Genomic DNA, 22,208 nt, shown 5'->3' on the forward strand with positions numbered 1-22,208 from the left:
TCGCGCCCTACGGCCGCGCCAGGCGGGCGACCCACTCGAGACGGAGCCCCTCGCCGAGGTGGAATCGTGCGGCGCGCATACCGCAGGCCCGCACCGGTTCGCGAAGAAGATTCGGCCGCGTGTGAGCGGTCCCTTCAGGCGAGGATGTCGGCGATACGCTTGGGCTCGCCCGTCAGGGAGGGCTCCTCCTCGACGATCTTGAGCACCTCGTGGTCGGTCACGTCGAAGTAGGACTTGCCGATGGCCTCCTCGACGAGGTCACGTTCGAGACGGAACTCCGTCCCCTCGTAGACCACCTCGACCCCGTCCTCGTCGAACGAGAGTAACGTCATGGCTCGACGTAGGCCACTCGCCGGTAAAAGGATGTGCGTTCGCCGTCGCGCGGTGTCGGGTGCGTGCGCTCGATAAAGACGAAGCCGTTTTGTCGACCCCTGCGGTCGGTGTGGTATGCACCCGTGGGCGGAGTGGAACCACGTCGTCAAACTGGACCCGGACAAGACGCTCGTCGACGGCGAGAGCTTCGAGGCCGTCGCGTCCTCCGGGACGGACGCCATCGCCATCGGTGGGACGACGGGGATGACCGAGGAGAAGATGGCCCGCGTCGTCGAGGCCTGTGGACGGTACGACGTGCCCGTCTACATCGAACCGAGCCACCTCGGAGCGGTCTACCACTCCGAGGCACACGACGGCTACCTCGTCCCCGTCGTGTTCAACGCCGGCGACCCCACGTGGATAACGGGCGCGCACAAGGAGTGGGCTAGACTCGACGGGGAGATCGACTGGTCGCGCACCTACCCCGAGGCGTACGTCGTCCTCAACGAGGACTCCTCGGTGGCCGAGTACACGCAGGCGAACTGCAACCTCGACCCCGACGAGGTGGCGGCCTACGCGACCGTCGCCGAGCGGATGTTCGCCCAGCCCATCCTCTACGTGGAGTACTCTGGTACCCTCGGCGACCCAGCCGTCGTCGAGGCGGCCGCCGACGCCGTCGAGTCGGCCAGCGTCTTCTACGGCGGCGGCATCCACGACTACGACTCCGCTCACACCATGGCAGCGTACGCGGACGTGGTCGTGGTGGGCGATCTCGTCCACGACGAGGGGGTCGAGGCGCTCCGCGAGACGGTCCGCGGCGCCAACGAGGCCTGAACGATCGGTCTAGGCAGAGACCTGTCCTTCCGCCAAGATTATTTAGTGCTGAAGAGGTACGTCTGGCAGAGTGCGAGCGACAAGCGAGCGACTGGACGGGTCCCCCGTCGGACGTGGTCGGGGGAGTGAGCGACCGTGAGTGTCATCGCCGACTTCAGCACGGGGATGGAGGGCCTGGTCCTCGAACAGGCGCTCCAGCGGGTCGACGCCCGACTCGAGGTCGAGCAGGCGTACGCGACCGACCCGGACCACCCCATCCTGTTCTTCTGGGCGACGTGTGACGACCCGGACGCGCTGGAGGCGGCGATGGACGAGGACCCGACGGTGACCAACGTCCACCGCCTGAGCGAGGTCGATGGGCGACGGCTCTATCGGGTCAGGCTGACCGAGGCGGTCGAGACGATTCTCTACACGGTCTGGGTCGAACTTGGCGGCGAGGGTGTCGAGGCGGAGTTCCGCGACGGCCGCTGGTACTCCAAAATACGGTTCCCGGACCGTGGCGCTCTCCGCGAGTACGAGGCGTACGTCACGGCGAACGACCTGCACTTCGAACTGCACCGGGTCTACGACGCCAGCGAGGACGTCACCGGCGAGGACCCGCCGGACGGGCTCACCGAGAGCCAGCGCGAGACGCTGTTGCTCGCCTACGAGCGGGGCTTCTTCGACATCCCCCGGCGAGCGACCGCCGCCGAACTCGCGGAGGAACTCGGCGTCTCACGACAGGCGGTCTCCGAGCGATTGCGCCGGGCCTACGCCACCCTCGTCGAGGAACACGTCGTCTGAGTGGGCCCACTGTCGACGCACGCACTGCTTTTGTCGCTCGGTAGCGAACCGCGAGCGTGCGTGCCGTGCTCCTCGCGCTCTGTCTCGTCCTCGCCGGCTGTGGTGGAGCGCTGGCGCCGGCCGACCCGGACACGCCGTCACCGACGGTGACGCCCGTCGAGGTACCTGCCGACGCACCCTCGGACGCACCCGCTGCACTCCGGGAGGGACTGGACGTGCGAGCGCTCGCACGGGGGCACGCGGCGGCGCTCGCCGGCCGTCCCTACCGCTGGCGGGTCTTCGTCGACCGGCCGACCGGGGAGGTGGCATCCGGGCGCCGGGTCGTCGACGCCCTGACAGTGAGCGTGGCCGGTCCCACCCGGTACCGGAGTCAGCGCTCGGAGACCGTCCTCCAGTCGGGCGTCGGCGTTCGCATCACCCGCACGGAGACGTACGCCGACGGGGAGACGGCCTACACGCGCGTCCGCAACCGCCGCCTCGACACGGTCCGGTACGAGGCTCGCCGGGTCGCCGTCTGCGCGGGCGGCGAGGGACCACCGCTCGACGCGGCCGAGTCAGTCATCGTCCGGTACCTCGCGGTGCGGAACGCGTCCGTCACGTTCGAGTCGACCCGGACCGGCCCGCGGTACCGAATCGTCGATCACGAGGCGACCCACCCGTCGCTGTCGGGCGTCCGGAACTACCGCGTGGAGGCGCTGGTCACCCCGGAGGGCGTCGTCCGCGAGGTGGAGGCGACCTACGACCCCGAGACGCAGCACGGGACGGCGACGGTCACGGCCGGGTTCGCGTACGCCGGCGTGGACACGACGACGGTGACGCCACCGCGCTGGGCCCCGCAGGCGCAGGCGGTGACGGCGGGACTCGACCTCCCGGCGACGGTGCCGGTGGGTACGCCGACGGAGACGCCGACCCACGGCGCCGGCGAGACGGACGTACGCGGCACCGGGACACCGATACCGGCCCTGGACTGTGGCGGCCTCGACTGCGAGACGTTCCCCGGCGGCGAGGCGGTGGGACAGGGACGGTGTGCGGGGTGACGGCGCCGCCACAGGCCGCGCGGTCTATCGGGCCAGTGGCCCCTAGTCGTCTCCGAGGATACCGGGTTCCGTCATCTTCGCCGGGTCGAGCACCTCGGCGGCCTCCTCCTCGGTGAGGTAGCCCTCGGCGACGACGACCTCCATCACGGTCTTGCCCTCGTCGAGCGCCTGCTTCGCCACCTTCGCGGCCTTGTCGTAGCCGATGCTCGGATTGAGGGCGGTGGCGAGCGCCATCGACTGCTCGACCTGCGTCGTGCAGGTCTCGCGGTCGGCCTCCAGTTTCGCGACGAACTTCTCGGCGAACACCTCACTGGCGTTGGTCAGGAGGCGTGCGCTCTCGAGGAAGTTGTGCGCGAGCACGGGCTTGTAGAGGTTCAGGTCGATCTGCCCCTCGGCCGCGCCGGCGGCGACGGCGGCGTCGTTCCCCACGACCTGCTTGTGGACCTGGTTGACGGCCTCGGCGACGACCGGGTTGATCTTGCCGGGCATGATGGACGACCCCGGCTGGTTCTCCGGCTGTTCGAGCTCGCCCAGTCCGTTGCGGGGGCCGCTGGCGAGCAGGCGGAGGTCGTTGGCGATCTTGTTCAGGCTCCCGGCGACGGTCCGGAGCGCCCCGTGTGCCTCGCCCATCGCGTCGTGGGCGGCCTGCGCCTCGAAGTGGTTGTCGGCCTCGCGGAACGCGAGCCCCGTCTCCTCGGCGATGTACTCCGCGGCCTTGGCCGGGAACTCGGGGTGCGTGTTCAGTCCCGTCCCGACCGCCGTGCCGCCGAGGGCGAGTTCGCCGAGGTGGTCGCGCGTGTTCGCGACGCGCACGATACCCTTCTCGACCTGCGTCCGGTAGCCACCGAACTCCTGCCCGAGACGGACCGGCGTGGCGTCCTGCAGGTGTGTGCGGCCGGTCTTGACGACGTCGTCGAACTCCGCCTCCTTCGCGGCCAGCGCGCCGGCGAGTGTCTCCAGCGCCGGGACGAGGTCACGCTCGACGGCCTCGAGCGCCGCGACGTGCATCGCGGTCGGGACGACGTCGTTGCTCGACTGCCCGAAGTTCACGTGGTCGTTCGGGTGGATCTCGCGGGTCCCCATCTCCGCCCCGAATAGCTCCGTGGCACGGTTGGCGATGACCTCGTTGGCGTTCATGTTCGAGGAGGTGCCCGAGCCGGTCTGGAACACGTCGACCGGGAACTGGTCGTCGTGTTCGCCGGCGATGACCTCGTCGGCGGCCTGCACGATGGCCGCTGCCTTCTCCTCGGGGAGCAGGTCGAGGTCGAGGTTCGCCCGCGCCGCGGACTTCTTGACGATGCCGAGCGCCCGGACGAACCGACGGCCGAACGTGATGCCCGAGATGGGGAAGTTCTCGACCGCGCGCTGGGTCTGTGCGCCCCAGTACGCGTCGGCCGGCACCTGCATCTCACCGAGACTGTCCCGCTCCGTCCGGTAGTCCTCGCTCATGCGCGAAGCGACACCACGCGCCACGTAAAATCCTCCGGAACCGACCGCTACCGCGTCTCGTCGGAGCCCGGCAACACCAGCGCGAGCGCGCCCCTGACCACCACGTCCTCGCCGAGCGTGGTCACGCGGACGGTCGGCGGCGCCGTCGCCAGCAGGTCCGGCAGGCGCTCGCGGACCGGGTCGACCACCCGCTCGCTGTTCTCCAGCGCGACCGCCCCACCGAGAGAGACGACCTCCGGCGCGAACGCGTGGACGAGCGTCGCCACCCCGTGCGTGTTCCACCGCACGAGTCGGTCGACGACGGCCTCGCCGAGCGGGTCCCCGCGTTCGTCGGCGGCGAACACGCCCGCCGCGTCCAGCGAGTCGAGGTCGAGGTCGGTGTCGAGGCCCTCGGTCGCGTGGAGGTGCCGGGCGTAGGTCGGGATGTTCTCGCCGCCGGCGTATGCCTCCCAGTGGCCGGCGCCGCCGCACCCGCAGGTGAGCGTCCCCTCGCTGTCGACGACGACGTGGCCCATCTCGGCTGCGTTGCCCTGCCACCCCGAGAGGACGTTCCCGTCGACGCAGGCACCCGCGCCGACGCCCGAGGAGAGCGTGAGGTAGACCGTGTTCTCGGGGGCGTCGGTGAACCGGCGCTCGCCGACGACGCCGGCGACGGCGTCGTTGCGGAGTCGGACCTCGGCCCCGGTCGCCTCGACGAGCGGGTCGACCAGTTCGAACCGGTCGGCCGGGAGGTTCGGCGGGCCGACCACGGCGCCGGCGTCGGTGTCGAGCGGCCCGAGCGTCCCGACGCCCACCGCGGTGAGCGCGTGGGGGTCGAGGGCCGCGTCATCGCACGCCTCGCGGAGCGTCCAGACGATGGCCTCGGTGATGGTGGGACCGTCGGCCTGCGGGGTGCGCCGTCGTGCCCGACCGACGAGCGACCCGCTGGCGTCGGCCACCACGGCCCGCGTGTTCGTCGCGCCGACGTCGATGCCGGCGTAGCGTGCGTCGGTCACGCTCTCCGTCGCGCGGCGCGGGGCGGAATAGCTGTCGGTGTCGGGGCGCGTCGCCTCACGCGCCCGTCGCGTCGTCGTACACCACGCCCCGGTCGCCGTCGACGACGACGCGGGTCCCTGCCTCGGCGGCCGAGAGGTCCGCACCGGCGACCATCGGCACGCCGAGTTCGCGGGCGACGACGGCCGGATAGCTCGTCGTCGCCGGACTCGCGTGGACGATACCGGCCACCGACGAGAGGTCACCCTCGAACTCCCCGTCGAACGAGGCGTCCAGTCTGAGCACGGCGCCCGCGGGGGCCGCCGACAGGTCGCCGTCGCCGGGGACGGGGAACAGCGGCCCCGTCGTCCGACCCCCTGCCACGGCCCGGCCCGTGGCGAGCACCGCCGCCGCGCGGTGGACCTTCAGCGTGTTCGTCGCGTCCGGGCCGTCCGGGCCCGCCACCATCCCAGAGAGGACCACGAGCGTCTCGCCGTGGGCCACGGCCCCACTGTCGACGGCGGCCGTCGTCGCCGTGCGGACCACGTCGTCGACGCTCGTGGAGTCGAGGTCGGCACGCCGTGGCTGGACGCCCCACGTCAGCGCGAGTCGGCACGCCACCCGTTCGGTCGACGTCACGACGACCACGGGTACCGCGGGTCGGTACTTCGCTACCTTCCCTGCGGTGTACCCCGACTCGGAGACGGTGACGACGGCGCTGGCGTCCACGTCACGCGCCAGGTAGCGGGCCGACCGGGCCAGCGCGTCCGTCTGTGTGTCGGCCGCGGCCGGGACGCGCTGTTCGCGGAGCTCCGCGTACTCGTCGCTCGCCTCGACGTCACGCACGATGTCGGTCATCACCTCGACGACACGGGCCGGGTGGTCACCGACGGCGGTCTCCGCCGAGAGCATCACCGCGTCGGTGCCGTCGAGGACGGCGTTGGCCACGTCGCTCGCCTCCGCGCGGGTCGGGCGCCGGGCGTGGACCATCGAGTCCAGCATCTCCGTCGCCGTGATGACCGGGACGCCCGCCTCCCGGCACCGGCGGACCAGCCGCTTCTGGATGAGCGGCACCTGTTCGAGCGGGCACTCCACCCCGAGGTCGCCGCGAGCGACCATCACCCCGTCGGCGGCGGCGACGATGCTCTCGGCGTTCTCCACGGCGTCGGCACGCTCCACCTTCGCGATCACCGGCACGTCGCTCCCGTGGTCCTCCAGCACCGCGTCGACGGCGTAGACGTCCTCGCCGTCGCGGACGAAACTCGCCGCGACGAAGTCGAGGTCCAGTTCCGCCGCGAGCGCCAGTTCCTCGCGGTCGGCATCCGTCACCGAGTCCAGTCCGAGGTCCACGCCGGGGACGTTGACGCCGGACCGCGACTCGAGCGTCCCGCCGGAGTCGACCCGCACGGTGACGGTCTCGCCGTTGACGCCCTCGACGGTCGTCTCGATACGGCCGTCGTCGAGCAGGACCCGGTCGCCACGGCACACGGCCGCCAGCGACGACGAGACGCCCACGCTGTCGGCCGAGGCGTCGTCGCCGGGGACGAGGTCGACGTGGCTCCCGGCAGCGAGGTCGACCGGGTCGGCGTCCGCGGTCCGGACCTCCGGCCCCTGCAGGTCCAGCAGGACCGCGACGTGTCGGCCCGCCTCGCGGGCGACCGACCGGACCGTCTCGACGGTCTCGCGCCGCTCGGCGGTGGTCCCGTGACTCGCGTTGAGCCGTGCCACGTCCATCCCGGCCGCGATCAGGTCACCGACGGTCCTCGGGTCGCGAGAGGCCGGACCGAGCGTACAGACGATCTTCGCGTTGCGCACACCCTCCCCTCACCGCGTGGGGTGGTAGTCTTTTCTCGGTGGGCGCGCCAGTCGGGCGGCGACCTACTCGCCGTCGGCGTGTTCCTCGTACTCTGCCGGCGTGTACGTCTTCAGTTCCAGCGCGTGGACGTCCGTGGTCATGTGCTCGCCGAGCGCGTCGTAGACGGTCTGGTGTTGCTGGACGAGCGAGAGTCCCTCGAACGTGTCGCTGACGACGGTGGCCGCGAGGTGGTCGTCGTCGTGGCTCCCGCGGGCCCGCGTGACCGTGGCTTCGGCACCGTCGAGGTGCTCCTCGATGAGTCGCTCGACTTCCTCGGGGGTCATGCCCGACCGGAGGAACCGCTCCGTCAAGAACGTGGCCACTCTCGACGGTGGGGGTCCGGCCTCGCCGTCAGGTCCACCTGTCGAGGCCGGTCTGCGTCACCGCCTCCTCGATGCGGTCGAACCCGGAGGCGACCTCGTCCTCGGCCACCTCCCACTCCTCGCAGACGTACGCGCGGGCCGCCGCGAGGTCGGGGGCGATGTCCGTGTCGAACTCGTACTCGTCGGTCACGTCGGGGTTCAAGAACAGGTCTCGGATGCGGTCGGCCCCCTCGACGTGCTCGCCGCGGGCCTCCAGCGCCCCCCAGAGGTCGCCGTGTTCGCGGACCAGTTTCACCGCCGTCTTCGGCCCGACGCCCGATATCCCCTCGTTGAAATCCGTCCCCATCAGGATGCCCACGTCCACCAGTTGCTCCCACGTGAGGTCGTGGTCCGCCAGCGTCTTCTCGAAGTCCATCAACTCCGGGTCCCCGCTGGACGTGAGTTGTCGGAGCGTCAGGGGCGCACCGAGCAGGAGCGCGTCGTAGTCCTCCGTGCCGACGTAGTCGACGGCGCCACGGCGGGCCATGTGTGCGGCCTGCGCCTCGCCCTCGGCGGGGGCTTCGATCACCGGGACGTCGAGCCGTTCGAGCAGGCCGCGCGAGGTCTCCTGGATGACGTCCGTGAGTCGCTGGGTGCGTGACTCGAGGGTGGCGATCTCGGCGGCGTCGGCTCCGGACTCCCGTGCCTCGTCGAGCTGGTCCTCGTAGCGCTCGCGCTGTTCGCGCCGCTCTGCCACCTCCGCGTCCTTCAGGCTCGTCGTACCGCCGTCGAAGACGAACACCGGGGTGATGTCGTGTTCGAGGAACTTCCGGAGCCCCGTGACGATGCCGACGAGGTTGGCCACCTCCTCGCCGTCGCTCGTGGTGTAGGCGCTCGTGCGGGTGAACTTCACCGTCGTCGTCAGGTATCGGTAGAGCCAGTTGTGCGCGTCCACGGCGACGACGCTGCCCGAGAGGTCGTCGAACGGGACGGCCTCGATGTGTGCGAGTTGGCGGAGGTCCGAGTTACCCATCGGTGGTCGTTGGCGACCGACGCGCAAGAAACCATCCGTCCGGGGACGGCGGGCCCGCCGCCGGTCAGACCCGGCGCGACATCGCCGTCGCCGTCCGGTCCTGTGCCGCGTGGACGGCGTCCAGCAACTGCGTCGACTCCGCCAGCACCGGGTGGGTGTACGGCTGGCTGTCGTAGAGGTACTCGTGGAGCGCGACCGGGCCACCCATCCGTGGGGCGACCCCGTAGCCGCGGTGGATGTCGCCCTGATTCTCGTCGACGACGCGCTCGAGTGTGGTCTCGGCGGCGTCGAGTCGGTCCCAGCGCCGTCGGAGCGTCTCGTAGGACTCGCTCAGGGTCGGGCCCTCCGTCTCGTCCAGCAGGTCCTCCACCTCGCGCAGGGTGCTGGCGGCCTCCCGGAGCGTGACGCTCTCGGAGTCGAGCGCCCGACACAGGCGTGCCCGCCGCTCGCTCGCCTCCGTCGCCCCCTCGAGCAGCGTCTGGCGCAGTGCGGGACTGAACGTCTGACCCCCCTCGAGGGCGTCGGCGACGCCGTCGCCGAACTCGGCGCCGAGGTTCGTCGGCAGCGACTCGTCGTACTCCGCCTCGTAGTGGTCGACGGCCATCACAGTCTCGCGGTAGGCGTCTCGTACGGTGTCGAGCCTGTCGTCGGGTGGCCTCGAACGCGTCAGCGTCCCGCCGCCCAGCAGTTGGCCGCCGTCGGGGAGGCTGGTGGGTGTCGCGTCGACGGACTCCACCCGGCGCCGGAACCGCTCGAACGCGTCCCGCTCGGCGGCCGCACGCGAGTGCTCCTCGCGGACCACCGCCCGCGCTTCGGGGACGAACGACAGCGCCGCGAGCGCGAAACAGACGAGCGCGAGTACGCCGACGGCGAGGAACGCCTGCGCCAGGACCGCCTCCGAGACACAGCCCACTGGGGTACACCACCCGTGGTTGACGGCGGGCTCCGTCGAGACCAGCGTGCCGACAGGGAACCAAGGAATCATGTTAAGCGGTGCCACGCGCTCCGGGGTCAATAGTGTGACGCCTCACTACGCGTCAGACACTCTCGAATCGTGTGGTTTCGGGACGCCCTGTCGGCCGTCGACGAACTCCCGCTCGGCCGCCGAGAGGTCGCGCGCGGCGTACCTGTCGAGGCCCTCGCGGTAGCGGGCCAGCGACCGGCCGTCGGGTGCGGGGTACTCGAGGACGAGTTCGGCGAGCCCCGTCTCCCGCCCGGTGAACCCGAACCCGGCCTTGTAGAGCGCCTCGTAGGCGTACGGGTTGTTGACCGCGATGCGGAGCGTCTCGTAGCCGCGGTCGGTCGCCCGGTCACGGACGAACGCGCAGAGCCGCGACCCCAGTCCCTCGCCGCGTCGGTCGGCCCGTACCGAGACGTAGCGGAGCCAGAGCGCGCCGTCGGTCCGGTCCTCGCTGAACGACACGACGGCGAGGATGCCCTCGGTGTAGCCCTCCCTCGGGTCCCGCACCGTCACCGGACCGTCGGCGACGACGGCCTTCCCGGACGGGAGGACGAACTTCCCGGCGTAGGCGAACTGCTCGTGGTCCAGCCGCAGCCGGGGACCGGGCGGCCAGCCGAGGAGACGACAGTCCATACTCCCCGTTCGCTCCCGCGCACCTAAAATCGGGCCAGTCAAGTCCGCCGGCGAGCGACCACCGGGTATGTCGGAACCCATCGTCGTGGGCAACCGCCTCGAACTGTCACAGACGACGGCGATACTGGCGGTCGGCGACGTCGTCGCCATCCTCGCGTTCGTCGTCGCCGGGATGCTGCAACACGGGGGCGACCCCGCGAACCTCGTCGAACTGCTCGACACCGCCCTCCCGTTCCTCATCGGGTGGCTCCCGGCCGCGTTCTTCATGGGTCTCTACGCACCCGCGGTGCTCCGGAACACCCGAGAGACGGCGCTCCGGACGGTAGTGGCCTGGATCGTCGCCGACCTCATCGGACAGGGGCTTCGTGCCACCCCCATCTTCGGCGGTGGGTTCGACGTGGCGTTCCTGGTCGTCTCGCTGGTCGTCGGTGGGCTGTTGCTGGTGATCTGGCGAGCCGGTATCGCGCAGCGGACGATCCTGTAGGCCGGTGGATTCTCGTCTTCGATATCTCACGTTCGCTCGTGAACCGCCGTGCCCTCCTCGCACTGCTCGGTCGAGCGCCGTCGCCGGGTGTTCAGGCGTGTCGGGACTGGTCGGCCCGGAGCGTCACGCCGGCCTCACGTAGGTGACGGTCCGGAACCGCGCCACGGTCGCACGTCCGGTCGACCTCGACCTGGCTGCCGGCGACTCGTTCGAGCACGAGTGGCGTGTCGAACTCGACGCCCGAAGCGGTGACTACCGTGACGACTACTCCACGCGACTAGCCTGCGTGTGGCGCCATCCGGTCGGACCCTACTCGCTCCGCGTGACCTACGACGGCGTCGACGGGTGGACCACGCTGTCCCTCGACGAGGTGGTCCGCGAGAACGAGGTGGTCGGCGTCACCGCCCCGCCGGCGAGGCCGAGTGGGACGAACTCGGCCCTGGGGTTCGGTTCAGCAGGACGGTACCCCCGGTCGACGACTGCCGAACGTCGGAGGACGAACCCGGGTCTCCAGGGTGGCCCGGAACGGACTCAGCGCCTCTTGTAGAGCACCACACCCAGCAGTGACGCCGCCGCACCGAACCCCGCGAGCACGAGGAACAGCGCCGTCTCGTTCGCGTAGGTGAGGACGCCCCCGGCGACGGTCCCGCCGAGCGCGCCGATGCCGAACACGCCGAGGTAGGTGTAGCCGTACGAGAGCCCCCGGGCCTCGGGCGGCGTGGACTCGGCGATGGTCGCCTGGTAGAACGGCTGGACCATGAACAGGAAGAACCCGAGCAGCGCGCCGATGACGAGCAGGCCCACGAGGCCGCTGGTGGCGACGGGGAGGAAGACGAGCGCGAGGACGGCGAGCGTCCCGTAGCCCCCGACGAGGCCGAGCGAGACAGGGATGCGGTCGGTGAGCTTCCCACCGACGTACTGTCCGAGGACGCCGACCATGAGCAGACCGGAGTAGAAGTACTGGTCGGGCTGGAGTTCGCGCGGGTAGCCCGCGACCTGGATGGGCTGGAGCTGGTCGAACGAGGAGAGGAGGTCCGGCAGGAAGGTGAGGACACCGCGGTAGTAGAGGCCGGAGAACATCGCCACCCCGAACGCGAAGACGAACAGCGAGGCGAACATCGTCCGCGAGTCGGCGAGGAACTGCGAGAGCGAGGTGATGGAGCCGTCGGCCTTGGCGGACTTGCCGGCGTCCGCGTCCTCCGTCCCCCCGTCGGCCGCCGCGACAGCCGCCGTCTCGTCCACGCTGATGCGGGAGGCGGCGAGCGCCCCGACGAGCGCCGGGACGCCGAGGACGGCCACGACCACGCGCCAGTCACCGGTGAGGAACAGGAGGATGGCGGTGAACAGCGGGCCGAGTGCGATGCCGAGGTTGCCGGCCATCCCGTGGTAGGCGAACGCCGAGCCACGCTCGTCGACGCCCTTCGAGATGAGCGCGAGGCCGGAGGGGTGGTAGACGCTGGCCGCGACGCCCCAGACGAGAAGGGCGAACGCGACGCCGAGCAGGTTCGGCGAGAGCGCGAGGCCGACGAACGAGACGCCCATCCCGACGAGACAGGCGACGATGAGGCGTTTCGACCCGTAGGCGTCCGCGAGCACACCGCCGGGGAGCGCCCCGAGGCCGAACGGCGCGTAGCCCGCGGTGAGTACCGCACCGAGGACGAACGCGGTCGTCTCGAACGACCCCACGAGCGGGACGCTCACCGTCGGGAACTCGGTCGCCCAGACGAGCAACAGCAAGGGGAGCGAGAGTTCGTAGGTGTGGACCATCGCGTGTGCCAGCATCACCAGCCCCGTGATGGCCCGGTCGTTCCGATTCACACCCGGATTCCGGAGGCGAGCGGTTTGAGTACGTCGGTCCAGCACTCCCACTCCATCCCGTGTCGACTGTTCACAACACTCTCTCACGTCGGTGGTAGGACGATTTTTGGCTTCAGCAACCGTTGCCGAATCTGGCCGCTGTCGTGCGATTTCTGTCTATTGTAGTTCTCTGTAACTTATGCAGATGCAATCGAAGGGTTATCTGTTAGCGACGTATGTGTACTCAGTCTACTACCTGCAATCTATGGGGAAACTTTAAGTCAGATACCCTCATAGTTTGTAACAGGTTACTATGAACTACTATGACCTCGTTCTCGGCCTGATTCCGTTCGGACTCGCTTCCATCGCGTCGACGCTGGTCGTCTCCGGCGTCGCCGTGACCGGTGCCGTCGCCATCGCGTCGGTGTTCGCCGCCGGTCTCATCGGCCACGCGATGTTCGTCCGGGCGCCCGTCGACCCGGCACCCGAGCCCGTCGCCGAGGGGCCGGCCCCGGCCCCCGCCACGGCCGACGGCGCCGTCCCGCAGGCCGACTGAACGCGGTCACGGTCTCCCCGTCTCTCTCTCCCGTCCCCGCGCTGTCTCTCCTCCACCGTTCTCCACCACGCCGCCCAGCCGAGGCGTCGCCCGACGGCCCGCAGACCTTTGACCAGCCCCGGCGAACGACCGGGTATGACCGACGTGCGTTTCCTCACCAGCGACGAGATCAGCGGCCTCGCCACGCCCGCCGAGTACGTGGACGCGGTCCGCGAGGGGTACCGTGACCGCGGGAACGGCGCGCCCGCCGAGCCGCGGACGAAACTCGTGAACGCCGACCCGCCGGGGATGCTCACCGGCTACATGGCCGTCCTCCCCTCGCTCGGGGTGATGGGAGGGTACACGTACAGCGCCGGGTTCGGCGACGTCGACGCACACTTCTTCCTGCAGTTGTTCGACAGCGAGTCGGGCCAGCCGCTCGCACTCCTCGACGGAGCCTCGCTCAACCCCTTCAAGACGGGCGCGGCGGGGGCGGTCGGGGTGGACACGCTCGCCCGGCCGGACGCCTCGACGCTCGCACTCGTCGGCAGCGGGGCGCAGGCGGCCGGTCAGCTCCGGGGGGTGAGCGAGGTCAGGGACCTCGAGACGGTGAACGTCTACTCGCCGACCAAGGAGAACCGCGAGGCGTTCGCGGCGGAGTTCAACGACGAACTCGACGCGGCCGTCGCCGCCGTGTCCTCCTCGGACGCGGCCGTCGAGGGTGCCGACATCGTCGTGACGGCGACGAACGCGAGCGAGCCGGTGTTCGACGGCGACCTGCTGGAACCCGGTGCCCACGTCACCGCGATGGGGCAGTACGACGAGGGGAAACGCGAACTCGACACGACGACCATCGAGCGGGCGACGTACGTCCCGGACCTCCGGGCACGGGCGTTCGAGGACGCCGGGGCGTTCCTCTACGCCCTCGAAGCGGGTGTCGTCGACGAGGACCACGTCCACGCCGAACTCGGCGAGGTGGTCGCCGGCGTCGAGTCGGGCCGTGAATCCGCCGAGGACGTCACCGTCTTCGACTCGGGCGGGACGGGCATCGAGACGGTGGCCGCGGCGAAGATGCTCTACGAGAAGGCCGTGGACGCGGGACTGGGACAGACCATCTCGCTCTCGCCGGCGAGCGAGGCGCTCACGGGCCGGTAGTCAGTCGCGGCACTCCGACATCGGCCGGCCACCGTCCGTCGCGGTGGTCCGCTCCTCGGGGCTCACGACGACGGGCAGGCGGAGTCGTACGCGGACGACCCCACCGTCGCCGGCCGCCCGGACGACGAGCGCCGGGACGACGACGATCAGCAGGGGAAGGGCGACGACGACGGTGACGACACCGAGCACGGCGGGGGCCGACAGCAGCCCACTGGTCAGCCACAGGGCGACGATGGCGACGACAGCGGCTTCCGCGAACGCGATGGGAGAGAGGGTACGGGTGGTCATGGTGGCTCTGCGGGGCGGGTGCCCCACGTCCAGTCACAGGGCCGGTCCGGGGATAAGTGTAATCTGGAATATACTTCTGTAGGTCTTCCTACTGAAATCCGTTTCAGTGCCCGTTCAGAGGTACGGTCCCAGTCCGAGCGCCTGCACGAGCGAGACGCCCGCCGCGAGCGACCCGAGCAGGTAGCCACCGATGGCTCCGCCGTTGAGCAGGGGGAGACCGGCGTGCGCCTGCCCCTTCGCCACCTGGTACATCAGGACGACGAGTCCCAGCAGCGTCCCGACCATCGCCGTGAGCGCCGGGAGCGTGAGTGCGAGGCCAGAGACGAGGTAGTCGACGCCACCGGGGGCGAAGAAGCCCGCGGAGGCGACGAGGACGGCGGGCATGACCGCGTCGCCGAGTCCGATGAAGAAGGCGTCCCGGTCCAGTGGGTCGGGCGCCTCGGCGGGTTCGGGACCACCGTCGGGGTCGCTCTCGGTGGCCGTTGCGGCCTCACCGCCGTCAGCCGCGGCAGTGTCCGCTCCCTGCCTGCCCTCGGCGTCCCCATCGCTCTCGAGGAACGAGTACGAGAGCGTGAGCGGGACGACCAGCACCACGGGGAGTTTGAGGTCCATCACGCCGGAAGCCAGCGTGAGCATGTGTTCGGTGCCGTAGACGCTGATGGCGTCGTAGACGGCCAGCACCGTGAGCAGGATGACCGCCGGGAGGACGCCGAAACTGATACCGAACAGCGCGGCGGCCCCGATACCCATCACGATGCCCGCGCCGTCGATGACGTACCACTCGGGGTAGAACAGGAGTCCGGCGGCGAGCGCGAGCGACGGCACCACCGCGAGGACGTTCACCCCCGCCAGCGTCACGAGTGGCGGGACGAGCACGCTGAAGACGTAGAACGCGAGGTAGGTTGCGGAGACGGTGACGAGCAGGCGGATGAGGCCGTCGACGCCGAACCTGAACGCCGCGAGCATCACCGCGGTGGCGACGAGGATGGCGCCGACGTAGACGAAGGAGTTGGTCGGGTCCGAGGGGTCCTCGGTGGCCTGTAGCCCGGCGCTGTCGAACGGGGCGACCAGCGCGAGCGCGCCCAGCTGGACGGTGGCGAAGATGGCGACGATGGCGACCACGGCGAGGAGGGCCCGACGGTCCATGCAGGGTCGAGGAGTGGGCGGGGTTTGGGGTTTGTGTTCTCCGCGCTGTGTCACTCAGCGGGCGTAGAGCTTCGTCCCGAGCAGTCCCGCGAGCGGCACGTCGGGCGCCGTCGACACCGCGAGGTACGGGCGGGAGACGGGGCCGAACACGTCGACCACGCGGCCCACCGTGTCCAGTGACTCGTCGACCACCTGCGCGCCGATGTCGACGTGGTCCTCGCCCGGACAGCGGACGATGGCGAGCCCCTGCGCGGTCCGGACGACCTCGCCCGCGCGCTGCATCGCCATCAGCCTCGGAGGATACCGATGTACGCGGCGACGGCCTGCAGGAGGTCGGCCTTCCCGGCGTCGTCGGCGTTCTGCACCAGCACGCGACCGCGTGGCTCGTACTCGCGGGAGTAGGTCACGTCACGTTCGATGACGGCGTCGTACCCGACCTGCTGGACGGCCTTCGCGATCTCCTCCACCCCGGGGTCCTCCACCGCGAGGTCCAGCGGCACCCGTCGCCCGTCGTTCCGCGAGAGCGCCGCGTCGAAGTAGGCGGGGTAGATGACGTTCTCGACCATACCCGAACTCGTCCGGGGTGCCGGAAGGCCCTTTCGGCCTGCCGTCGGTCCTCGTTCACTCCTCGCCGTCGAGGTCCTCGACCGGCACCACCCGCTTCCCCGTCTCCATCGGGAGGACGCGGCTCTCCCCGCCCTCCCACTCGCGGTCGAGTTCCCGGCCGTCGAACAGGTGGTCGAGGAAGACGGCGAGTCCCGCCACCTCGGAGTGCGGCTGGTTCGTCACGCCGACGTTGTAGTCCGCGGCGTCGTAGACGTCGAACGGCACCTTCTGCGACCCGACGACGACGAGGACCGGGTCGGCCCGGTGGGCCGCTCGGATCTCCTCCTCCACGTCCTGCACCCGTTCGCCGTACATCGTCAGGTGGACGACGACGCCCGACCAGTCCCGCAGGAGGGGCCGCCACGAGTCGGAGAGTTCCACCTCGAACGGGCCGCCGAAGCGGGCGGTGATGTCCTCAATGGTACCCTTCGACTTCGAGGCGTTCCCGGCGATGACGACGCGGTCCGCACCGAGTGCCCGCGCGGTCAGGCCGACGTGGGTGGTCATCCGGTTGTCCCGCCCCGGTCGGTGACCGAGACGGAGCACGCACACCTCCGGGGAGCCTTGCATGTCCTGTCTCTCTCGCGTGGGCGTGGAAAAGCGGCGCGGTGTCGGTGCGTCACGGGACCAGAACGCACTTGCCACGCGGAGACGCCGATTGGGCATGGAACTCTCCGACGCGACGGTCCTCGTCACCGGCGGCGCGGGGTTCGTGGGTTCGCACCTCGTCGACCACCTCCTCCCCGACAACGAGGTCCGCGTGGTGGACGACCTGCACAACGCCCGGCGCGAGTGGGTCCCCGACGGTGCCGACCTGTACGAGGGGGACGTGACCGACCCCGCGGTGCTGGACGAGGCGCTGACCGAGGACGTGGACGTGGTCTTCCACTTCGCGGCGGACAAGTCCGCGGCCCGCGACGACATCGAGCAGTTCCGCGGTAACAACGCGCTGACCGAGGCCGTCGTCGCACGGATGGACGAGGTGGGCGTGACGGACGTCGCGTTCACGTCCTCGTCGGTGGTCTACGGCGAGGCTCCTCGTCCGACCCCGGAGGACTACGCGCCGCTCGAACCCATCTCCATCTACGGCGCCTCGAAACTGGCCGAGGAGTCGCTGCTCTCGGTCTACGCGCACAGCCACGGGTTCCGGGTCTGGAACTTCCGGTTCGCGAACATCGTCGGCCCGCGACTGCAGAAGGGCGCCGTGGTCCCGGACTTCATCGAGAAACTCCGTACCGACCCGGAGACGCTGGAGATCCTCGGGGACGGCCGGCAGGAGAAGTCCTACATGCACGTCGAGGAGTGCGTCGAGGCGATGTGTCACGTCGTCGAACACGCCGACGCACCGGTGAACACGTACAACCTCGGCACCCGGACGACCACCTCGGTGACCACCATCGCCGACATCGTGAGCGACGAGCTGGGCCTCTCGCCCGACTACGAGTTCACCGGTGGTGACCGTGGCTGGACGGGCGACGTCCCCCGGATGCGGCTCTCCATCGAGAAACTGAGCGCGCTGGGGTACGAACCGGAGCAGTCCAGCGACGACGCGGTCCGTCAGTGCGTGCGCGAACTCCTCGACGAGGGTGTGTTCGACGCGAGTGAGGACTGAGAAGAGGCTGGAGACTGCGGTAGCGCGGTGCGGACTGCGGTACACCGGCGTACCCACCCGCGCCGGAGGGGGCGAAGCCCCCGATGGCGCGCCCTTTTGGATCCAAAGTTTTGCCGCGAGTCCGGCGCGGCTCTGCCGCGCCGCACGAGCGTGGAAACGTTTGGTCTAGACCGAGAAGGGCGTCCGCGACCCCACGTCCTGGTCCACCGCCCGTAACTCCGCCTCGGCGGTGTAGTCGCCGGGGGTCGGGTCGGGCCACGACTCCGTGAACGTCGCCGCCTGACCCGGCTGCAGGTCGGAGTACTGGAGGGCCTGCATGAACATCCGGCCGTCCGACCAGCGCCACACCTCCTCGCCGTCGTCGGTGTAGACGGCGAAGTCCGCCCGGCCGGAGTCACGGAAGGTGAGCTCGACGGTCTCGCCGGAAGCGTTCACGACGTTGAATCGGAGCCGCACCTCCGCGCCGACGGTCACCTCCAGCGAACTCTCGAGCATACCCACCGTTGGCTGTCCTCGTACAAATGTCTACGTCGGACGAGGGGGTCGGGGGCGCTACCGGTCGTCGCGCGAGTCGACGCCGAGCGCGGCCGCCACGTCGAGCAGCCCGGCGCCGGACTCGTCGCGTCCGAGGCCGACGTCCTCCGCGGTCGCCTGCAGCCGTTGGCGTGCCTCGTCGTTGGTCAGGCCGCGCGCCAGCAACTGTGCGGCGGCTCCGGAGACGTGTGGGCACGCCATGGAGGTGCCCGAGCGCGTCGTGCAGGCCCCGCCCACGTCGGTCGAGTAGACGCCATCGCCGGGGGCGGCGAGGTCGACGCCCCGGCCGGCCGACGAGAACGACGCGAGCGAGTCGTCGCGCCGGGTCGCGCTCACCGCCACCGTCTCGTCGTACCACGCGGGGGCGTCGAGACAGCCGGTGCAGGGGCCACCGTTCCCCGCCGCGGCGACGAGGAGGACGCCCCGGTCGTGGGCGTAGGCACAGTCCTCCCGGAGCGTGGTCGTGTCGCCGCCGCCGAGGCTGAGCGAGGCCACGTCGACGCCCGCGTCGCCGGCGTACTGGACGGCCGCAGCGATGTCCGAGGTGAGCCCGACGCCCACCGCGTTCAGCGTCTTGTAGGCGTGGAGTTCCACGTCGGGCGCGACGCCGACGACGCCCGCGTCGTCGTCACGCGCGCCGACGATACCCGCGCAGTGCGTGCCGTGACCGTTGTCGTCCTGTCCACCGGGGACGCCCGTCACGCCGCCGACGAACGCCCGACTCGCTAGCGCGTTCACCGGGAGGTCGGGGTGCGCGAGGTCGATCCCCGTATCCACGACGACGACCGTCGCGTCGGCCCCCGTCGCGCCCCGTGCGTGGGCCACCTCGGCGTCCACCCGGTCGACGCCCCACGGGAGCGTCTGCGCCGTCGCCGTCAACTCCACGTCCGGTTCGACGAAGCGCACCCCGGAGCGGCCGGCCAGCTCCGCGGCGACGGCCGTCGGGGTCCGGAGCGTGACAACGTCGAACGCGAACTCGCGGACCACGTCGCCCGCCCGCCGGAGTCGTGTGAGCACCGACCGGTCGGAGTACCCGACGTTCACCTGCACCGTCTCGGTGGCGTCTCCCGTCACCTCGGCCTCGGCGGCACCGGTGACTCCGGCCCCCAGTAGACCGGCCCCCAGGGCACCCAGCACCCGTCGACGACTGGCGTTCGGCGGCATCGGTCCACGAGACCTACGTCGGTACGTAAGGGATTCTGACAACACCGTCCAATCCGCCGGGGCGACGGGGACGGGGGACGAACGGCACCCCTATAGGCCGCTGGGGGCTAGTGAGTGGCGTGCAGGTCGTCGGCTACGAACCGTCGCCCGATGCGGCCGTCGTCCTGGCCGACGGGGGGCGACTCGAACGGGTCGGGCTCGCCCCGGGGACGACGCTCGCGTACACGCTGGGCGAGCGCCACTGCGCGGGGACGGTCCAGGGCGAGCACCACGTCGCCTGCGAGCGGTCGACGGCGCCCTACTGTTCGGTCCACGAGCGCCCGCACTACGACCCGGCGACCTCCGACGAGGAACACGCCGTCTACCTCGCCGCGTTCGCGCCCCACCTGTTCAAGGTGGGTATCACGAAGACCCGACGGCTGGAGACCCGTCTCCGCGAGCAGGGGGCCGACCGGGGTGCGCACGTCTACACCGTCACGGACGGCGAGGTGGCCCTGCAGGTGGAGGACGACGTCTACGCGGACCCACGACTGACCCAGTGGGTGCAGGTGAGTCAGAAGGTGCCGGGCCTCCACCGAACCGTCGACGAACGTGCGTGGACGGCGCTCCTCGACGACTTCACCGTCCACGAGTCGTTCGGGTTCGACTACGGGCTCTCGCTGACCGACCAGCCCGTGCCAGAGACGCTCCTCACCGGGACCGTCAGCGGCGTGCAGGGTCGCGTGCTCGTCCTCGAGCGGGCCGGCACCGTCTACGCGGTCGACCTGCGTGACCTCCTCGGCTACGAACTCACCGACGGGGAGGAGGACCGGGAGTTGCAGTCGAGTCTCGGGGCGTGGGGCTGAGTCGGTCCTCGCCGACCTATCGCCACACAAGACATTTACCCGGAGTGGGGGAACCGCCGTCCATGCGTCCCGAGCGTTACCTCGCGGGGGGCGCGGCCGTCGTCGTGGCGGTCGCCGTCCTCCTCGCGGGACTGGTCCCCGGTATCGTCGCGACGCCCGAGGAGGACGTCCGGCCCTCCAGAGTGGGTGTCGTGGAGACGACGGTCGCGGCCGGCGAGATGGGCGGGTCGACGGCCACCCTCCAGGTCGACTCCCGCCTCTACCACCGCGGCGGCCCGGCCGAGAACCTCACCGTCCACTACCGGGCGGTCGACCTCGACACCGGCCTCGTCGCCACGACAGAGGTGGTCGACGTGGGCACCGTCGAGGACGAGCGGGAGGTGTCAGTCCCGGCGAACGTCACCGTCGAGCGACAAGGTGGCTACCGCCTCACCACCATCGTCTACGAGGACGGCCGCCGCGTGATGGAGGAGTCGACGGAGGTGCGTGGCGTCGGCACCCTCCGGCCCGACTACGCCACGGCCGACATCCAGTTCGAGTCGTTCGACGGCGCTGCCGCCGAGTTCCCCGCGGTGGAGTACCGCATCGCGAGTGTCGACGAGACCCGCAACCGGACGACGCTGAACGTCTCCGCGTACCTCACGAACGAGGGCGACGACCTCGAGGGTGACGTCCGACTGGTCGTGCAGGCGCGGCAGGTCGACTCGAACATCGTCGCCGACCGAGCGACGACGCAGGTGGCCGAGATCAGGCCCGGTCGGACAGCCACCCCGAGCGTCTCGCTGACGGTCCCCAGCCGCTACAACTACTACCTCGACGCGACGCTCTGGCGCGACGGGGTCGTGGTCGGCACCGCCCGTGCCCCGGCGAGTCTGGACCCCACCGAGACGGTGCCGACGAACACGACGACACGCGACTCGGGGCTCCGGGTCGGTGACTTCGACGACGACGGCTCCCGGCCAACGGAGCGACCTCGGCGGACCGCCACCGCGAGCGGTGGGCAGCCCGGCTTCGGACCGCTGCTCGCGCTGGTGGCGCTCGGCGGTGGGCTCCTGCTGACCCGGAGGTGGTCGGCGTGACCGACGGCGAGGCGGCGGCCACCAGCGCCGAGTCGCCTACCGACGACGCTGTGGGCGGTCTCGACACCGACCGGGCCACCAAGCTCCTCGTCTGGGCCGGCGTCGTCCTGCTCGGTCTGACGGCCGCGGTGGCGCTCGCGGGCTTCTACAACGGCGTCACCGGCACCATCCGAGTGTGGGTCTCTGACCCCTACCAGCCCGTGTTCCGCGCGGTGTTCAACCTCGCGCTGTTGCTCGCCGCGCTCGGGGGAATCGGTCTGCTGGTCCGTCGGGCCGACTGACAGGTCCGGTCCCGGGGCCGGTCCCGACCCGGTTCCGTTCCCGTGGCTTTTTCCACCGTGACCCCGAATCCCGTCTCATGGCAGACGACGAACCCGAAGACGCTGGCGCAGAAGGCGACGAGAGTGAGGAGTCGGGCGAGGAGAAGTCGTTCCGCGAGCGCGTCGAGGAGATCCGACAGCAGCGCGCGGAGGAGCGAGAAGAGGGCGAGGCGCCCGAGGACCCCCGCGAACGCATGGAGGAGATGATGGGCGGCGGTCCGGGCGGACCCGGTATGGGCGGCGGTGGCCCGGGCGGCATGGGTGGCGGCGGCAACCCGTTCGCGCAGATGATGGGCGGCATGATGGGCGGCGGCCCCGGCGCGGCGCTCGGTGGCTCCCCCGAGGGCCGCGGTGAGGGGAGCAGCAAGGCCGACGAGGAACTCGTCCGCGAGGTCCGCAAGGTCCGCGACGAGCTGCACGACATCCGTCGCGAGATGGAGCGCATCGCGGAAGCGCTCGAGGACTGAGCGGT

At 70.6% G+C, this 22,208-nt stretch carries 28 protein-coding genes; 12 read left to right on the forward strand and 16 right to left on the reverse strand.

The annotated features are described in order from the left end of the window. Window positions 1–134: 134 nt before the first annotated feature. Complete coding sequence (locus tag N0B31_RS03385) at window positions 135–332, reverse strand: DUF5800 family protein (protein ID WP_260594425.1); 198 nt, start codon at window positions 330–332, stop codon at window positions 135–137. A 115-nt stretch (window positions 333–447) separates the two neighbouring features. Here N0B31_RS03385 and N0B31_RS03390 point away from each other — a divergent pair, with 115 nt between their 5' ends. The 3 genes from N0B31_RS03390 (at window position 448) to N0B31_RS03400 (ending at window position 2,966) form a co-directional block, all read left to right on the forward strand. Continuing rightward, window positions 448–1,146 (forward strand): phosphoglycerol geranylgeranyltransferase, encoded by a 699-nt coding sequence (locus tag N0B31_RS03390; protein WP_260594427.1) that lies wholly within the window; start codon window positions 448–450, stop codon window positions 1,144–1,146. A gap of 135 nt (window positions 1,147–1,281) precedes the next feature. Continuing rightward, window positions 1,282–1,929, forward strand: a complete 648-nt coding sequence (locus tag N0B31_RS03395) for a helix-turn-helix domain-containing protein (RefSeq protein WP_260594428.1) — start codon at window positions 1,282–1,284, stop codon at window positions 1,927–1,929. A 56-nt stretch (window positions 1,930–1,985) separates the two neighbouring features. Beyond that, window positions 1,986–2,966 (forward strand): hypothetical protein, encoded by a 981-nt coding sequence (locus tag N0B31_RS03400; RefSeq protein WP_260594430.1) that lies wholly within the window; start codon window positions 1,986–1,988, stop codon window positions 2,964–2,966. 42 nt (window positions 2,967–3,008) lie between these two features. Here the strand turns inward: N0B31_RS03400 and N0B31_RS03405 are convergent, their stop codons facing one another. The 7 genes from N0B31_RS03405 to N0B31_RS03435 all read right to left on the reverse strand — a co-directional run bounded on the left by N0B31_RS03405 (window position 3,009) and on the right by N0B31_RS03435 (window position 10,171). Beyond that, window positions 3,009–4,415: a class II fumarate hydratase gene (locus N0B31_RS03405; RefSeq protein WP_260594431.1), complete on the reverse strand. Its 1,407-nt coding sequence runs from the start codon at window positions 4,413–4,415 to the stop codon at window positions 3,009–3,011. Between the two features lie 47 nt (window positions 4,416–4,462). Then, complete coding sequence (locus N0B31_RS03410) at window positions 4,463–5,410, reverse strand: ROK family protein (RefSeq protein WP_260594433.1); 948 nt, start codon at window positions 5,408–5,410, stop codon at window positions 4,463–4,465. A 55-nt stretch (window positions 5,411–5,465) separates the two neighbouring features. Continuing rightward, window positions 5,466–7,202, reverse strand: coding sequence for a pyruvate kinase (gene pyk / locus N0B31_RS03415; protein ID WP_260594435.1), 1,737 nt, complete (start codon window positions 7,200–7,202; stop codon window positions 5,466–5,468). 63 nt (window positions 7,203–7,265) lie between these two features. After that, window positions 7,266–7,526: a BolA family protein gene (locus tag N0B31_RS03420; RefSeq protein WP_260594437.1), complete on the reverse strand. Its 261-nt coding sequence runs from the start codon at window positions 7,524–7,526 to the stop codon at window positions 7,266–7,268. A gap of 67 nt (window positions 7,527–7,593) precedes the next feature. Further along, on the reverse strand, window positions 7,594–8,577 hold the full coding sequence (fen, locus tag N0B31_RS03425; RefSeq protein ID WP_260594439.1) for a flap endonuclease-1: 984 nt from the start codon (window positions 8,575–8,577) through the stop codon (window positions 7,594–7,596). A gap of 64 nt (window positions 8,578–8,641) precedes the next feature. Beyond that, window positions 8,642–9,562, reverse strand: coding sequence for a DUF7260 family protein (locus N0B31_RS03430; protein WP_260594440.1), 921 nt, complete (start codon window positions 9,560–9,562; stop codon window positions 8,642–8,644). Between the two features lie 45 nt (window positions 9,563–9,607). Next, on the reverse strand, window positions 9,608–10,171 hold the full coding sequence (locus tag N0B31_RS03435; protein ID WP_260594441.1) for a GNAT family N-acetyltransferase: 564 nt from the start codon (window positions 10,169–10,171) through the stop codon (window positions 9,608–9,610). 67 nt (window positions 10,172–10,238) lie between these two features. Here N0B31_RS03435 and N0B31_RS03440 point away from each other — a divergent pair, with 67 nt between their 5' ends. Together N0B31_RS03440 and N0B31_RS03445 are read left to right on the forward strand one after the other, a co-directional pair. Beyond that, window positions 10,239–10,655 carry a DUF3054 domain-containing protein gene (locus N0B31_RS03440; RefSeq protein ID WP_260594443.1) on the forward strand — a complete coding sequence of 139 codons (417 nt, stop codon included), beginning with the start codon at window positions 10,239–10,241 and terminating at the stop codon, window positions 10,653–10,655. A gap of 142 nt (window positions 10,656–10,797) precedes the next feature. Further along, window positions 10,798–11,202 (forward strand): hypothetical protein, encoded by a 405-nt coding sequence (locus N0B31_RS03445; protein ID WP_260594445.1) that lies wholly within the window; start codon window positions 10,798–10,800, stop codon window positions 11,200–11,202. On the opposite strand, the gene N0B31_RS03450 is transcribed toward N0B31_RS03445, so the two are convergent. Further along, window positions 11,187–12,473: an MFS transporter gene (locus N0B31_RS03450; RefSeq protein ID WP_260594446.1), complete on the reverse strand. Its 1,287-nt coding sequence runs from the start codon at window positions 12,471–12,473 to the stop codon at window positions 11,187–11,189. The genes N0B31_RS03445 and N0B31_RS03450 overlap by 16 nt on opposite strands. A gap of 292 nt (window positions 12,474–12,765) precedes the next feature. Here N0B31_RS03450 and N0B31_RS03455 point away from each other — a divergent pair, with 292 nt between their 5' ends. Together N0B31_RS03455 and N0B31_RS03460 are read left to right on the forward strand one after the other, a co-directional pair. Further along, window positions 12,766–13,008 (forward strand): DUF8015 family protein, encoded by a 243-nt coding sequence (locus N0B31_RS03455; protein ID WP_260594447.1) that lies wholly within the window; start codon window positions 12,766–12,768, stop codon window positions 13,006–13,008. 135 nt (window positions 13,009–13,143) lie between these two features. Further along, the gene (locus tag N0B31_RS03460) at window positions 13,144–14,142 is read left to right on the forward strand and encodes an ornithine cyclodeaminase family protein (protein WP_260594448.1); all 999 of its coding nucleotides are present in this window, start codon (window positions 13,144–13,146) and stop codon (window positions 14,140–14,142) included. Here N0B31_RS03460 and N0B31_RS03465 read toward each other — a convergent pair whose 3' ends face one another. From N0B31_RS03465 to N0B31_RS03485, 5 genes are all read right to left on the reverse strand, one after another. Beyond that, a complete protein-coding gene (locus N0B31_RS03465; RefSeq protein WP_260594449.1) occupies window positions 14,143–14,430 on the reverse strand; it encodes a hypothetical protein in 288 nt (95 codons plus the stop codon). It lies immediately after the preceding gene. 114 nt (window positions 14,431–14,544) lie between these two features. Next, window positions 14,545–15,576: a presenilin family intramembrane aspartyl protease PSH gene (locus N0B31_RS03470; protein ID WP_260594450.1), complete on the reverse strand. Its 1,032-nt coding sequence runs from the start codon at window positions 15,574–15,576 to the stop codon at window positions 14,545–14,547. Between the two features lie 54 nt (window positions 15,577–15,630). Beyond that, on the reverse strand, window positions 15,631–15,858 hold the full coding sequence (locus tag N0B31_RS03475) for an H/ACA ribonucleoprotein complex subunit GAR1 (RefSeq protein ID WP_260644043.1): 228 nt from the start codon (window positions 15,856–15,858) through the stop codon (window positions 15,631–15,633). Window positions 15,859–15,863: 5 nt separating this feature from the next. Continuing rightward, window positions 15,864–16,142, reverse strand: a complete 279-nt coding sequence (gene srp19 / locus N0B31_RS03480) for a signal recognition particle subunit SRP19 (RefSeq protein WP_260594451.1) — start codon at window positions 16,140–16,142, stop codon at window positions 15,864–15,866. Window positions 16,143–16,197: 55 nt separating this feature from the next. Next, window positions 16,198–16,752, reverse strand: coding sequence for a tRNA (cytidine(56)-2'-O)-methyltransferase (locus N0B31_RS03485; protein WP_260594452.1), 555 nt, complete (start codon window positions 16,750–16,752; stop codon window positions 16,198–16,200). Window positions 16,753–16,840: 88 nt separating this feature from the next. On the opposite strand from N0B31_RS03485, the gene N0B31_RS03490 reads away from it, so the two are divergent. Further along, window positions 16,841–17,794, forward strand: a complete 954-nt coding sequence (locus N0B31_RS03490; protein WP_368389215.1) for an NAD-dependent epimerase/dehydratase family protein — start codon at window positions 16,841–16,843, stop codon at window positions 17,792–17,794. A gap of 165 nt (window positions 17,795–17,959) precedes the next feature. Here the strand turns inward: N0B31_RS03490 and N0B31_RS03495 are convergent, their stop codons facing one another. After that, window positions 17,960–18,289 (reverse strand): BsuPI-related putative proteinase inhibitor, encoded by a 330-nt coding sequence (locus N0B31_RS03495; RefSeq protein ID WP_260594454.1) that lies wholly within the window; start codon window positions 18,287–18,289, stop codon window positions 17,960–17,962. Between the two features lie 57 nt (window positions 18,290–18,346). Continuing rightward, a complete protein-coding gene (locus tag N0B31_RS03500) occupies window positions 18,347–19,492 on the reverse strand; it encodes a S8 family peptidase (RefSeq protein ID WP_260594455.1) in 1,146 nt (381 codons plus the stop codon). Window positions 19,493–19,611: 119 nt separating this feature from the next. Between N0B31_RS03500 and N0B31_RS03505 the strand changes: the two genes are divergently transcribed. The 4 genes from N0B31_RS03505 (at window position 19,612) to N0B31_RS03520 (ending at window position 22,203) form a co-directional block, all read left to right on the forward strand. Beyond that, on the forward strand, window positions 19,612–20,337 hold the full coding sequence (locus N0B31_RS03505; protein ID WP_260594456.1) for a DUF2797 domain-containing protein: 726 nt from the start codon (window positions 19,612–19,614) through the stop codon (window positions 20,335–20,337). A 62-nt stretch (window positions 20,338–20,399) separates the two neighbouring features. Next, entirely contained in the window at window positions 20,400–21,416 is a 1,017-nt protein-coding gene (locus N0B31_RS03510; protein ID WP_260594457.1) for a DUF7490 domain-containing protein, read from the forward strand. Next, entirely contained in the window at window positions 21,413–21,697 is a 285-nt protein-coding gene (locus N0B31_RS03515; RefSeq protein ID WP_260594458.1) for a DUF8060 family membrane protein, read from the forward strand. Before N0B31_RS03510 ends, N0B31_RS03515 begins: the two co-directional genes overlap by 4 nt. A 77-nt stretch (window positions 21,698–21,774) precedes the next feature. Then, on the forward strand, window positions 21,775–22,203 hold the full coding sequence (locus tag N0B31_RS03520; RefSeq protein WP_260594459.1) for a hypothetical protein: 429 nt from the start codon (window positions 21,775–21,777) through the stop codon (window positions 22,201–22,203). Window positions 22,204–22,208: the final 5 nt, after the last annotated feature.

The sequence above is a fragment of the Salinirubellus salinus genome (genome assembly GCF_025231485.1).
GTDB lineage: Archaea > Halobacteriota > Halobacteria > Halobacteriales > Haloarculaceae > Salinirubellus > Salinirubellus salinus.

What these genes read in the sequence shown, in the direction of transcription:
- N0B31_RS03385 (WP_260594425.1), bottom strand. Translation starts at nt 332, where the DNA reads ATGACGTTACTCTCGTTCGACGAGGACGGGGTCGAGGTGGTCTACGAG.
- N0B31_RS03390 (WP_260594427.1), top strand. Translation starts at nt 448, where the DNA reads ATGCACCCGTGGGCGGAGTGGAACCACGTCGTCAAACTGGACCCGGAC.
- N0B31_RS03405 (WP_260594431.1), bottom strand. Translation starts at nt 4,415, where the DNA reads ATGAGCGAGGACTACCGGACGGAGCGGGACAGTCTCGGTGAGATGCAG.
- N0B31_RS03420 (WP_260594437.1), bottom strand. Translation starts at nt 7,526, where the DNA reads ATGACCCCCGAGGAAGTCGAGCGACTCATCGAGGAGCACCTCGACGGT.
- fen (WP_260594439.1), bottom strand. Translation starts at nt 8,577, where the DNA reads ATGGGTAACTCGGACCTCCGCCAACTCGCACACATCGAGGCCGTCCCG.
- N0B31_RS03430 (WP_260594440.1), bottom strand. Translation starts at nt 9,562, where the DNA reads ATGATTCCTTGGTTCCCTGTCGGCACGCTGGTCTCGACGGAGCCCGCC.
- N0B31_RS03435 (WP_260594441.1), bottom strand. Translation starts at nt 10,171, where the DNA reads ATGGACTGTCGTCTCCTCGGCTGGCCGCCCGGTCCCCGGCTGCGGCTG.
- N0B31_RS03440 (WP_260594443.1), top strand. Translation starts at nt 10,239, where the DNA reads ATGTCGGAACCCATCGTCGTGGGCAACCGCCTCGAACTGTCACAGACG.
- N0B31_RS03455 (WP_260594447.1), top strand. Translation starts at nt 12,766, where the DNA reads ATGAACTACTATGACCTCGTTCTCGGCCTGATTCCGTTCGGACTCGCT.
- N0B31_RS03460 (WP_260594448.1), top strand. Translation starts at nt 13,144, where the DNA reads ATGACCGACGTGCGTTTCCTCACCAGCGACGAGATCAGCGGCCTCGCC.
- N0B31_RS03465 (WP_260594449.1), bottom strand. Translation starts at nt 14,430, where the DNA reads ATGACCACCCGTACCCTCTCTCCCATCGCGTTCGCGGAAGCCGCTGTC.
- N0B31_RS03470 (WP_260594450.1), bottom strand. Translation starts at nt 15,576, where the DNA reads ATGGACCGTCGGGCCCTCCTCGCCGTGGTCGCCATCGTCGCCATCTTC.
- N0B31_RS03475 (WP_260644043.1), bottom strand. Translation starts at nt 15,858, where the DNA reads ATGCAGCGCGCGGGCGAGGTCGTCCGGACCGCGCAGGGGCTCGCCATC.
- srp19 (WP_260594451.1), bottom strand. Translation starts at nt 16,142, where the DNA reads ATGGTCGAGAACGTCATCTACCCCGCCTACTTCGACGCGGCGCTCTCG.
- N0B31_RS03485 (WP_260594452.1), bottom strand. Translation starts at nt 16,752, where the DNA reads ATGCAAGGCTCCCCGGAGGTGTGCGTGCTCCGTCTCGGTCACCGACCG.
- N0B31_RS03495 (WP_260594454.1), bottom strand. Translation starts at nt 18,289, where the DNA reads ATGCTCGAGAGTTCGCTGGAGGTGACCGTCGGCGCGGAGGTGCGGCTC.
- N0B31_RS03500 (WP_260594455.1), bottom strand. Translation starts at nt 19,492, where the DNA reads ATGCCGCCGAACGCCAGTCGTCGACGGGTGCTGGGTGCCCTGGGGGCC.
- N0B31_RS03510 (WP_260594457.1), top strand. Translation starts at nt 20,400, where the DNA reads ATGCGTCCCGAGCGTTACCTCGCGGGGGGCGCGGCCGTCGTCGTGGCG.
- N0B31_RS03520 (WP_260594459.1), top strand. Translation starts at nt 21,775, where the DNA reads ATGGCAGACGACGAACCCGAAGACGCTGGCGCAGAAGGCGACGAGAGT.